Origin of the sequence: Litorivivens sp., assembly GCF_041625495.1 — a bacterium.
In the GTDB taxonomy this organism is placed as follows: Bacteria; Pseudomonadota; Gammaproteobacteria; order Pseudomonadales; family Spongiibacteraceae; genus Litorivivens.
On the sequence record NZ_JBFJTH010000163.1, the window covers coordinates 1 to 8,446 of the forward strand.

At 54.4% G+C, this 8,446-nt stretch carries 9 protein-coding genes; 8 read left to right on the forward strand and 1 reads right to left on the reverse strand.

Translation table 11 applies throughout. From position 1 onward, the window contains the following. Both carB and greA read left to right on the forward strand, forming a co-directional pair. Positions 1 to 1,344 (forward strand): carbamoyl-phosphate synthase large subunit (carB, locus tag ABYP39_RS15345; protein ID WP_372783407.1); only part of this gene is annotated, 1,344 nt, incomplete at its 5' end. Beyond that, entirely contained in the window at positions 1,341 to 1,817 is a 477-nt protein-coding gene (gene greA / locus ABYP39_RS15350; protein WP_372783408.1) for a transcription elongation factor GreA, read from the forward strand. The genes carB and greA, both read left to right, overlap by 4 nt. 76 nt (positions 1,818 to 1,893) lie before the next feature. Here greA and ABYP39_RS15355 read toward each other — a convergent pair whose 3' ends face one another. Then, positions 1,894 to 2,190, reverse strand: coding sequence for a YhbY family RNA-binding protein (locus ABYP39_RS15355; protein ID WP_372750211.1), 297 nt, complete (start codon positions 2,188 to 2,190; stop codon positions 1,894 to 1,896). Between the two features lie 99 nt (positions 2,191 to 2,289). On the opposite strand from ABYP39_RS15355, the gene rlmE reads away from it, so the two are divergent. The 6 genes from rlmE (at position 2,290) to secG (ending at position 8,400) form a co-directional block, all read left to right on the forward strand. Then, on the forward strand, positions 2,290 to 2,916 hold the full coding sequence (gene rlmE, locus ABYP39_RS15360) for a 23S rRNA (uridine(2552)-2'-O)-methyltransferase RlmE (RefSeq protein ID WP_372758684.1): 627 nt from the start codon (positions 2,290 to 2,292) through the stop codon (positions 2,914 to 2,916). Between the two features lie 148 nt (positions 2,917 to 3,064). Further along, a complete protein-coding gene (gene ftsH / locus ABYP39_RS15365) occupies positions 3,065 to 4,993 on the forward strand; it encodes an ATP-dependent zinc metalloprotease FtsH (RefSeq protein ID WP_372758686.1) in 1,929 nt (642 codons plus the stop codon). 8 nt (positions 4,994 to 5,001) lie between these two features. Then, positions 5,002 to 5,871, forward strand: a complete 870-nt coding sequence (gene folP / locus ABYP39_RS15370) for a dihydropteroate synthase (protein WP_372748307.1) — start codon at positions 5,002 to 5,004, stop codon at positions 5,869 to 5,871. Then, entirely contained in the window at positions 5,864 to 7,201 is a 1,338-nt protein-coding gene (glmM, locus tag ABYP39_RS15375; protein ID WP_372748308.1) for a phosphoglucosamine mutase, read from the forward strand. Before folP ends, glmM begins: the two co-directional genes overlap by 8 nt. 74 nt (positions 7,202 to 7,275) lie before the next feature. After that, positions 7,276 to 8,025, forward strand: coding sequence for a triose-phosphate isomerase (tpiA, locus tag ABYP39_RS15380; protein WP_372748309.1), 750 nt, complete (start codon positions 7,276 to 7,278; stop codon positions 8,023 to 8,025). A 3-nt stretch (positions 8,026 to 8,028) separates the two neighbouring features. Further along, positions 8,029 to 8,400: a preprotein translocase subunit SecG gene (gene secG, locus ABYP39_RS15385; protein WP_372748310.1), complete on the forward strand. Its 372-nt coding sequence runs from the start codon at positions 8,029 to 8,031 to the stop codon at positions 8,398 to 8,400. Positions 8,401 to 8,446 lie beyond the last annotated feature (46 nt).

Here is an 8,446-nt window from a genome sequence, read left to right on the forward strand (position 1 = left end):
GAAATTGTCGACAAGGAAAAGCCCAAGGGCGTTATTGTCCAGTTCGGTGGACAGACCCCCTTGAAGCTTGCGCGTGCTCTGGAAGCTGCAGGCGTACCGATAATTGGCACGACCCCAGATGCAATAGATCGCGCCGAAGATCGCGAGCGCTTCCAGCAAATGATCAACAAGCTTGGGCTGCTGCAACCGCCTAACGCCATTGTGCGATCCTCTGCTGAAGCCATGAAAGTGGCTGAGAAAATAGGCTACCCCCTGGTGGTGCGTCCATCGTATGTGCTTGGTGGGCGGGCGATGGAAATCGTCTACAAAGAAGATGAGCTGGAACGCTACATGGTGCAGGCCGTGCATGTGTCTGAAGATTCGCCGGTACTGCTCGATCACTTCCTGAGCGCCGCCGTTGAGGTGGATATTGATGCGGTCTCCGACGGCAAGGATGTGGTCATTGGTGCCATCATGCAGCACATTGAGCAGGCGGGCGTGCACTCGGGCGATTCGGCCTGTTCGCTACCGCCGTATTCATTGCCGCAAGATGTGCAGAATGAAATGCGCGATATTGTGAAAGCAATGGCGATAGAGTTGGGCGTCAAGGGGTTGATGAATGTTCAGCTCGCTTGGCAGGATGGCAAGATCTACGTTATCGAAGTGAATCCACGCGCATCGCGTACGGTGCCTTTTGTTTCCAAGTGCATCGGTGTTTCACTGGCGAAAGTAGCAGCACGCTGCATGGCTGGCACGTCGCTAGAAGACCAAAACTTCACCCAAGAAATTGTGCCCACCTACTACAGTGTTAAAGAGGCGGTTTTCCCTTTCAATAAATTCCCGGGTGTAGACCCGATTCTTGGCCCGGAAATGAAATCGACCGGTGAGGTGATGGGCTTGGGTGAAAGTTTTGCTGAAGCCTTTGCCAAAGCCCAGCGCGGGGCGGGTGAAAAGCTACCCAAGCCGGGGCTGGCGTTTATCAGTGTGCGTAATCCAGATAAGCCCGGTGCTGTCGCTGTAGCCAAACAGTTGCTGGAATTCGGCTTTACCCTTTGCGCAACTCGCGGAACACATGCCGTGTTAACGGAAGCTGGGCTCGAGTGCAAACGGGTAAACAAGGTTAAGGAAGGTCGTCCCCATATTGTGGATATGGTGAAAAACGGTGATATCAAACTGATCATCAATACAACGGAAGGCAAGCAGGCTATCGCGGACTCTTCCACCATTCGGCGCTCGGCACTGGCTAGCAAGATTCCCTACACCACCACCTTGGCGGGTGCGGAGGCTATCTGTATGGCGCTCTCCTTTGGTGAGGAGAAAGTGGTTCGACGCCTGCAGGATGTACACAGAGGGATATTGCAATGAGCCAGGTACCCATGACCGTAGAAGGCGAAGCCAAACTGCGGGAAGAGCTGAACCGTCTTAAAACCGTTGACCGACCGCGCATTATTCAGGCAATTGCCGAGGCGCGTGAGCACGGCGATCTGAAAGAAAATGCTGAATATCACGCTGCACGTGAGCAGCAGGGGTTTTGCGAGGGGCGCATCAAGGAGCTGGAAGGTAAGCTGTCTGAAGCGCGCGTAATAGACGTAAAAAACCTGCCCAACACCGGCAAAGTGATCTTTGGGGTCACCGTTGGTCTTATCAACTGCGAAACAGACGAAGAGGTACGCTATCGTATCGTGGGTGAAGACGAGGCCAACGTAAAAGAAGGCATGATCTCCGTCACCTCACCCATTGCGCGTGCACTGATTGGTAAAACCGAGGGCGATGTCGTGGTTGTAAGGGCGCCCGGTGGTGACATCGAATACGAGATTGACAAAGTCGAGCACCTGTAAGCGATTTCTGTGCATGCTTTGCCGGGGGTGGCGGCAGCCACCTTGCGGGGCGATGTGCCCAGGCGCCCCTGGTGGCTCAGCGCAGCAGATTGGAGAGCTTGGGGTTGGGCTTCTTGGCTGCGCGGTAGATCAGCGCTACCTTGCCGATGGATTGAACCAGCTCAGCCCGATGGGTTTCACACAGGTAGCTAATAACCATTTTACGGTCTGCCGGCTCGGGAATGGCCAGTTTCACCTTGATCAGTTCGTGATCTTCCAGCGCGCGCTCCAGCTCGGCGTCGACGCCTTCTGTTACACCCTTGCCAGCAATCATCACCACGGGCTTCAGTTTATGGCCGATTGTGCGCAATTGTTTCCGCTTGGCTGTGTCCATCTGATTGAGATCCGACTGCGTAAAAGGGCGCGTATTGTACTCAAAAGGTATACTGTGCGCGAATGAATTGAAAAGCCGAATGAAAAACAGGGTTATATCTTGGCAAAGAAGCGATCAGCGTCCAGTGGCGCCTGGCTCAAAGAGCATTTTGATGACCACTATGTAAAGCAGGCCAAGCGCGAGGGCTACCGTTCTCGCGCCTGTTACAAACTGTTGGAAATACAGGAAAAAGACCGGATTCTTCGGCCTGGAATGCAGGTCCTGGATCTTGGGGCGGCGCCGGGCGGGTGGTCGCAGGTGTCGGCGGAAATCATTGGTACCAGCGGGCGGGTAATTGCGTCGGATATTCTGCCCATGGATACACTGGCCGACGTGGAGTTTTTACAGGGCGATTTCACAGAAGATCACGTGTTTGAGGAACTGTTGGCGCTCATTGGCGACCAACCCTTGGACCTTGTAATTTCCGACATGGCCCCAAACATGAGTGGTATGAATGCAGTTGATCAGCCACGCTCCATGTATCTGGTAGAGCTGGCGCTTGATATGGCCCGCCGCGTGTTGCGCCCTGGTGGGGTGTTCCTCAGTAAAGCCTTTCACGGTGAGGGCTATGAAGAGTTCTACCGGGAGTTGAAATCAGCCTTTGACACCACGGTAACACGCAAACCCAAGGCCTCGCGGCCGCGCTCGCGTGAAGTGTACGTGCTCGGCAAGGGGTTTAAGGGCTAGGCTGCTGAATTTTAACAACTTTGTAACAAACTGTGCCCGGCCGGTTTCGATAGCCGCGATGGCGGTTCTGTAGTAAAGTGGAACGTTGAGAGTATTGAGGCGTAAGCGGATTGAGCGCTTGTGCCAGAGAGGATTTCTTTTGAACGATATGGCAAAAAACCTGTTGTTGTGGCTGATTATCGCTGCAGTACTGCTGTCGGTATTCAACAACTTCAGTGTTAAACCTAATCCTGACACGCTGACCTATTCGCAGTTTATTCAGGAAGTGCGCAACGATCGGATTGAAAAAGTGACGGTCGATGGGCTGGTGATTCGTGGTCTTCGGCGGGACAATTCCGACTTTGAAACTGTTCGCCCGATGATTGAAGATCCCAAATTGATGGATGATCTTTACAATCACAATGTAGAGGTGCGCGGTACCAAGCCAGCTGAACAAAGCATCTGGTCACAGTTGCTGATCGCCAGCTTCCCCATTCTTATCATTATTGCCGTGTTCATGTTTTTTATGCGCCAGATGCAGGGCGGTGCCGGTGGCGGTGGTCGCGGTGGACCGATGGCCTTTGGCAAGAGCAAGGCGCGGCTGCTCAGTGAGGATCAGATTAAAACCACCTTTGCCGATGTCGCGGGTGTCGACGAAGCTAAAGAAGATGTGCAGGAACTGGTAGAGTTTCTGCGCGATCCCGGCAAATTCCAGCGTTTGGGTGGTCGTATTCCACGCGGTGTGTTGATGGTCGGCTCACCGGGTACGGGTAAAACCCTGCTAGCCAAAGCTATCGCGGGCGAAGCCAAGGTGCCATTCTTTTCGATTTCTGGTTCCGACTTTGTAGAAATGTTTGTCGGGGTTGGTGCGTCGCGGGTACGCGACATGTTCGAGCAGGCCAAAAAGCAGTCGCCCTGCATTATCTTTATCGACGAGATCGACGCAGTGGGTCGTCACCGCGGTGCAGGCCTCGGTGGTGGGCACGATGAGCGCGAGCAGACCTTGAACCAGCTGCTGGTGGAAATGGACGGCTTTGAGGGGAATGAAGGCGTCATTGTGATCGCTGCCACCAACCGCCCTGATGTGCTTGACCCTGCATTGCTGCGCCCCGGTCGATTTGACCGACAGGTTGTCGTTGGTCTGCCCGATATTCGCGGCCGCGAGCAGATTCTTAAGGTTCATATGCGCAAGGTGCCTTTGGCAGATGATGTCAATCCGTCGCTGATCGCACGTGGCACTCCCGGTTTCTCCGGTGCGGATCTGGCTAACCTGGTGAACGAAGCCGCGCTGTTTGCCGCGCGCGCTAACTTGCGGCTGGTTGGGATGGATCAGTTTGACCTTGCCAAAGACAAGATCATGATGGGCGCCGAGCGCAAATCCATGGTCATGTCAGACAAAGAAAAACTGAACACGGCCTATCACGAAGCTGGGCACGCGATTGTTGGTCGTATCGTGCCCGAGCATGACCCGGTTTATAAGGTCAGCATTATCCCGCGTGGCCGGGCGCTTGGCGTTACGATGTTTCTCCCCGAAGAAGATCGCTACAGTCACAGCCGCAGGCATATCGTAAGCCAGATTTGCTCGTTGTTTGGCGGTCGTATCGCCGAAGAAATGACGCTCGGCAAAGAGGGTATTACCACGGGCGCGTCAAACGACATCAAGCGTGCCACGGAGCTGGCACGTAATATGGTGACCAAGTGGGGCCTCTCCGAAAAAATGGGTCCGCTGCTTTACGACGAAGGCGAAGAAGAAGTATTTCTCGGTCGTTCAGCCACCCAGCATCACAAGAGCGTTTCCGAAGAAACTGCCCGTGAAATTGATGAAGAAGTGCGTACGATCATCAATGATTGCTACACCCGAGCTTACGAAATACTCGAATCCCATCGTGATAAGCTCGACGTGATGGCCGATGCACTGATGAAGTATGAAACCATCGACTCTCACCAGATCGATGACATCATGTCAGGCAAGCCGCCTCGTGAGCCTTCGGATTGGGGCAACCCCAATCCGCCAACGGGTGGCGGTGGCGAGACTGCCAGTGGCGATTCCCCGGATTCCAAAGAGGGGCCAATTGGCGGCCCTGCTGGAACTCACTGACTGATACCATGAGTTCAGTTCACTCAGAACCCGCGCAGCGTCTTGTCTGCGCGGGGCGCTCTGTCGATCTTTCTCGTCCGCGAGTCATGGGCATTCTCAATGTAACACCGGATTCCTTTTCCGATGGCGGGCGATATTTCGCGGATATTGATCGTGCACGCGCGCATGCGGAGGCGATGATTGCCGCCGGTGCAGATTTCATCGATATCGGTGGCGAATCCACACGTCCTGGCGCTGCACCCGTGGGGGTTTCGGAGGAGCTGGATCGTGTGGTCCCGGTTGTTGAGATGGTCGCTAGCGAATTTGATGTGATTGTCTCGGTCGACACCTCCAAGCCCGAGGTTATGCGCGAGTCGGCCCGGGTGGGTGCGGGCTTGCTGAATGATGTTCGCGCACTTCAGGAGCCGGGTGCGTTGGCAGCTGCTGCTGAAACAGGTTTGCCGGTGTGCTTGATGCATATGCAGGGCGCACCAGGATCTATGCAAAATTCCCCCCATTACGATGACGTAGTTGCAGAAGTTTTGGTATTTCTGCGGGCTCGCATAGCCGCCTGTGAAACTGCGGGTATAGAGCGTAGTCGTATAATCGCGGATCCGGGGTTTGGTTTTGGTAAGACTCCCGAACACAATCTGCAACTTTTAAATCGCATGGCGATGCTGCAGAGTCTAAATTGCCCGATTTTGGCGGGCCTTTCCAGGAAGTCGCTGTTGGGCGCTATTACCGGACGCCCAGTCGAACAAAGAGGCGTTGCTAGCGCAGTCGCGGCGGCGCTGGCAGTCCATGGCGGTGCCCGTATAATTCGTTCGCATGACGTCGCTGAAACCGTCGATGCAGTTAAAGTCGCCTGGGCAACAACAAGAGAGGCATTGGATGGCTAGAAAGTATTTTGGAACAGATGGCATTCGCGGTCGTGTGGGTGAGGGCAATATCACGCCGGAGTTCGTGCTCAGACTGGGTTGGGCGGTTGGCAAAGTTCTGGCAAAAAAGCCGGGCGATAAGGTGTTGATTGGCAAGGATACGCGAATATCAGGCTATATGTTTGAGTCGGCGCTTGAAGCAGGCCTGGTAGCAGCCGGTGTGGATGTACGTCTGCTTGGACCCATGCCGACGCCCGCGATCGCCTATTTGACGCGTACCATGAAGGCGAATGCAGGCATTGTGATCAGTGCCAGCCACAATCCCTTCAACGACAATGGCATTAAGTTTTTTTCCGGGAGCGGCTGCAAGCTGCCCGACGAGGTTGAACTCGCCATTGAGGCGCAACTGGAAGAGCCGATGAGCACACTGGATTCTGCCCATTTGGGTAAAGTGTCGCGTATTAATGATGCGCCCGGTCGCTACATAGAATTCTGCAAGCGAGCAATGCCGATTGGTTGTTCGCTTGACGGTCTGAGCATTGTGGTAGATTGCGCGCATGGTGCAACCTATCAGGTAGGTCCGCAAACGTTAAAAGAGCTTGATGCTCGGGTGATCACCATGGGGGCGTCGCCCGATGGCCTTAATATCAATAAAAATGTAGGCTCAACGGCGCCCGATGCGTTGCAGAAACGTGTTGTTGAAGAGGGTGCTGACCTGGGTATCGCTTTTGATGGCGATGGTGACCGGGTGGTTTTTGTTGATCATCGTGGTGAAGTGGTTGATGGCGACGAATTGCTCTTCATAATAGCCCAGCATGAACTGCTTAAATCGGGAGCCGTTAGCGGTGTCGTTGGTACGCTGATGAGTAATTTGGGGTTCGAGCTAGCTTTAAAAGAGCTGGAAATTCCCTTTGCACGCGCTAAGGTGGGAGACCGTTACGTTAAAGAGCTGATGGAATCTCGGGGCTGGACCTTGGGCGGAGAAAATTCGGGACATATCATCTGCTCCGATATTACGACAACGGGCGACGGCATTATTGCTGCGCTGAAAGTACTGTATGCGATGGTCGACTCCGGCCACAGCCTGGCGGATCTGAAGTCAGGCATGCGCAAATTTCCGCAGATTATGCAAAATGTTCGGGTTAAGCCGGGTAGTAATATCATGGAGAGCGACGAGCTGCAGCGTGCGGTAACGAGCGTTGAAGCCGAACTAGGCGGAAAAGGGCGGGTGTTGTTGCGGCCCTCCGGTACCGAGCCAGTCATTCGCGTGATGGTGGAAGGTGAGTGCGCCGATACGGTCTCGCGCCTGTGTGCCGGGCTTTCGCAAAAAGTTGAATCTCTGGTGGCGTAAGTCGCGATTGTTTCTTGTGTAGGGTGGGCAGTTTCTGTAACATTGGCGCCCGTTCTGGGGGGTAAGGTATAACAATGCGGCAGGCTCTGATAGCTGGTAACTGGAAAATGCATGGCGATAGTCAGCAGATTCATCAGTTACTGGGTGAGCTCAAGCCGGCGGTCGCTGATGCAGAGGCCGATATCGCTGTTATTCCCCCTGCCGTGTACATCCCGCTGTGTGATGAATTGCTTAAAGGCTCTAATGTGGTCTTTGGTGCGCAAAACGTCAGTGAGCAGCGGGAACAGGGCGCCTTCACCGGTGAGTTGGCAGCGTCAATGTTGAAAGACTGCGGCTGCACTTATGTGTTGGTAGGGCATTCCGAGCGCCGCGCCTTGTATGGTGAGAATGATGCGCTTGTAGCGGGTAAAGTTGCCGCTGCTCTGGCAGCAGAACTCAAGCCCATATTGTGCGTCGGAGAGTCTCGCGCGCAACGTGAGGCGAATGAAACGCTTGAGGTAGTTGGGCAGCAGGTCGACGTGGTGTTGTCGACGCTGGCAGACGGACACGATCAATTGACCATTGCCTATGAACCTGTATGGGCGATCGGAACGGGCCTGACAGCATCACCGGAGCAGGCTCAGGAAGTGCATGCGTTTATTCGCAGTAAACTGGCAGCACACAGTCAGGCACTCGCGGAGAAAGTTCGCATTTTATATGGCGGTAGCGTTAAAGCCGCCAACGCGAAGGAACTGTTCAGTCAGCCCGATATTGATGGTGGTTTGGTTGGCGGTGCCTCGCTGGACGCGGCCGAATTTGCCGCGATTTGTCATTCGATTGGTTAGGTCATGGAACAACTGATACTGATATTTCACGTACTGGCGGCGATAGCAATTATCGGCCTTATCCTGATTCAACAGGGGAAAGGCGCCGATATGGGGGCATCGTTCGGCAGCGGCGCGTCGCAAACCCTGTTTGGTTCGAGTGGTAGCGGTAATGCGCTGACTCGAGCAACAGCCATTCTGGCCACACTGTTCTTCTGTACCAGTCTAGGCCTGGCTTTCGTTGCAAAAGAGAAGGCTGGTGGCTCTGATCTTGGGTTCGATGAGCAAATTCCCGCGCTGGAAGAAAGCCGCGATGTTGCGCCGGTGCCAGAATCTGTGAATGACGAGATTCCAGAGTTGCCGCGCAGTAGTGGTAGTGAGGAAATTCCGCAGTAATTTCTGAAAATATAGCCGAAGTGGTGGAATTGGTAGACACGCCATC

What these genes read in the sequence shown, in the direction of transcription:
- glmM (WP_372748308.1), top strand. Translation starts at nt 5,864, where the DNA reads ATGGCTAGAAAGTATTTTGGAACAGATGGCATTCGCGGTCGTGTGGGT.
- secG (WP_372748310.1), top strand. Translation starts at nt 8,029, where the DNA reads ATGGAACAACTGATACTGATATTTCACGTACTGGCGGCGATAGCAATT.
- tpiA (WP_372748309.1), top strand. Translation starts at nt 7,276, where the DNA reads ATGCGGCAGGCTCTGATAGCTGGTAACTGGAAAATGCATGGCGATAGT.
- ftsH (WP_372758686.1), top strand. Translation starts at nt 3,065, where the DNA reads ATGGCAAAAAACCTGTTGTTGTGGCTGATTATCGCTGCAGTACTGCTG.
- ABYP39_RS15355 (WP_372750211.1), bottom strand. Translation starts at nt 2,190, where the DNA reads ATGGACACAGCCAAGCGGAAACAATTGCGCACAATCGGCCATAAACTG.
- greA (WP_372783408.1), top strand. Translation starts at nt 1,341, where the DNA reads ATGAGCCAGGTACCCATGACCGTAGAAGGCGAAGCCAAACTGCGGGAA.
- folP (WP_372748307.1), top strand. Translation starts at nt 5,002, where the DNA reads ATGAGTTCAGTTCACTCAGAACCCGCGCAGCGTCTTGTCTGCGCGGGG.